This is a genomic window from Williamwhitmania taraxaci (genome assembly GCF_900096565.1).
Lineage (GTDB): Bacteria > Bacteroidota > Bacteroidia > Bacteroidales > Williamwhitmaniaceae > Williamwhitmania > Williamwhitmania taraxaci.
Map to the genome: position 1 here is coordinate 1 of NZ_FMYP01000140.1, position 2,837 is coordinate 2,837.

Below are 2,837 nucleotides of genomic sequence, written 5' to 3' on the forward strand. Positions count from 1 at the left end.
GGGTCTACTCGTCCAACAATCCACGGTTTGAGTTTATCCTCGAAACCCCTGCCGTAATTAAAGATTCTACGTTTGTTGATACCGTGAACATAAAAACCCTTACGCGCAATATTTACTACAAGGTAAGGGCTATCGATGTGCGGCAAAACCAGTCGGAGTTTTCGGAGATGCTTACAATTACGCGTCCGGATGTTATTCCTCCCGTATCGCCTGTGGTTAAAAGCATTGAGGAGCAAGATGGTAATGTTTCCCTCACGTGGGTAAACAGCTCCAGCATCGATGTTGCCTTTCACCATATCTACCGAAGGGAAAAGGGCGATAGCCTGTTTCGGGCAATCGTGAAGCTGGATAAGGTAGCGGATATCCGATCGACCTATCTGGATAAGAGCGTGAAGGCCGGCAAGGAGTATATCTACTTTGTGAAGGCCGAGGATAATACCGGGCTGTTCTCGCCTCCATCGAAAACGGTTGTGTGCAAAACCACGGGTAGCAAGGAGAGTATCAGCTTAAAGAAGCGGGAGCAAACCGATAGGGTTAAGCTAATCTGGAGCATTAAGTCGAATAAACGGGTCGTAAAAGTTCTGGTTTATCGAAGTGTGAATGATGCACCCATGGAGCTGTACGGCAATTCGCTGGACGATTTCTATTTCGATTTAAAGCTGAGCCCCGAAAAAACCTTTAACTACCGCATCAAGGCTATTTATGAGGATGGAAGCGCTTCCGAGTTAAGTAATACTGTAAAAGTTAAAATGTAAGGAATGAATTTTTGTGATTTCAAGAGGCAGTATTACCTATTAATCGTTGGCATTTTTCTTTTACTGTGCGGAGAAGTTTCTTTTGCTCAGGATATTGAGGGCGTTATAAAGGCTCCGATACTCACCAGTAATGGTGGACTATCGCTGAGCCAAATATCGACTTTCATTCCCGGCGATACAACGGGTCGTGCCGATCCATACACCTATTACCTTGCCGGGAATGTTAACTTCAGCCTGTTTAGCGTGGTTAACGTCCCCGTGTCGTTTGCCTATACCAATAATCAGCTGAATAAGGACGCTTCCATGCCCTTTAACCGCTTTTCCATTGCGCCATCGTACAAGTGGATCAAGGTATATGCGGGGTATTCCAGTATGACTTTTTCGCCCTATACGCTGGTGGGCCATGAGCTGTTTGGTGGCGGTGTGGAGCTAACCTTCGAAAGTGGACTGAAGGTAAGCGCCATCTACGGAAGAATGAAGAAGGAGGTGAAGCGCGATTCTGTTAATACCGAGGCGATTTATAAACGAATGGGGGGCGGTTTTAAAATTGAGCACTCCAGTAAATTCGCCGATATTGGATTCAATATTTACAAGGCCAAGGATGTTCCCAATGCTAGTTTTTATAGTGTTGGCGATAGCGCTGTAGTGGCTCCCATGGATAATATAGCAGGAAGTTTATTTCTGGATATTAAAATTATTGAAAGCGTAAAGTTCAATGTAGAGTACGCCATTAGTGCCATTAATTCAGATATAAGCCGAACCGACAGCTTATCCCACAGCGTCAAGGATCGATTTGTGGAGCAAAACGGCGATTTGGCCATACATCATGCTGTTAAAGCAGGTGTTTCACAATCGTCGTCGATAGGGGTTATCGGCGCAACGTATGAACGGGTAAGCCCCAACTATAATACCTTTGGAGCCTATTACTTTGTGAACGATTACGAGAACATAACGGCAAACTTTTCTACCTCCATAAAAAAGCGGGTTAACCTTGCTGCCGATGTGGGATACCAGCGCGATAATTTGTCCGATCAAAAGTTGAACAGCAGCAATCGATTAATCTATTCAACCAACATATCGTCGATGATAACCAAAAAGTTGAACGTAGGAGTGTCCTACTCCAACTTAAAATCGTACATGCATATTAAGGAAGTTTACAGTGAGCTAACGGCAACCAATCCGTATCAAAATCTGGATACCCTTAGCTTCACGCAGCTGAACCTTACCACTTCGTGCAATGCAAACTATACGCTAGTTAGTAGTAAGGAGAGTCGGCAGAGTATCAACGGGGTGTTTACCTATCAGGAAGCCTCGGAGCAGCAAAAAAATGAATCGAAGTTTGCCGGCAACCGCATATACAATTCGGTGCTTTCCTACCAATACTCCCGAATACCGCAAAAATTTAATGCATCAACCTCGGTAAACTACAATCACAACCAGCTGCCTGCCGGCTACATGGGTGTGTTTAGCTACAACATCTCCTTGCAAAAAGCTTTCTTCGAAAAGTTGAAGGTTTCCTTTATTGGCACCTACAGCCGGTCGTTTAATGATACCATGAATCTGGCGAAAATTGTAAACCTAAGGATTGGTGCCGGGTATACTTTTGTGAAGCGACACAATTTCAACCTAAGCCTTGCGGAAGTTTTTAACCAAGGCGTAAAAAAAACATCCACACAGTATTCGGTGAATCTTACCTATAGCTATATGTTCGACTTTAATGTTCAGCGAAAGGAAAAGAAAACGAAGTTTCAAGGGAACTTCTAGCGGTAAGCACTTAAATACGCCACATTTCTTTGGCCACATGCTTATAATTTCATAGCAACTTACCACCGTAACAGAAGCCTTTTTGCAGGTTTTTGCCGCTGTATGGGGTCATGATTTAATCGTTGCTCTGTGTTTGTTAGGGTTGCACTTCATCCTCGGGAGATTGTCTCTTTATTCCCTACTCCTCTTATGTGTTCTACTCAAAAAACTATGTGCTCGATGGAATGCGCTGCAAAATAGGTTAATGTGATGTTTCGAACACATAGAACACATGATTTCCGCTATTTTCACTCCCCTCATAAGTCCGAACAATACAGG

Annotated in this window: 2 protein-coding genes; both read left to right on the forward strand. The window is 43.8% G+C overall.

Features of this window, described 5'->3' with window-relative positions; genetic code table 11:
* On the forward strand, positions 1–755 hold a 755-nt coding region (locus BLS65_RS18560; protein ID WP_170830193.1), incomplete at its 5' end, for a fibronectin type III domain-containing protein.
* A 3-nt stretch (positions 756–758) separates the two neighbouring features.
* Positions 759–2,519 carry a hypothetical protein gene (locus BLS65_RS17445; RefSeq protein WP_092441067.1) on the forward strand — a complete coding sequence of 587 codons (1,761 nt, stop codon included), beginning with the start codon at positions 759–761 and terminating at the stop codon, positions 2,517–2,519.
* Positions 2,520–2,837: the final 318 nt, after the last annotated feature.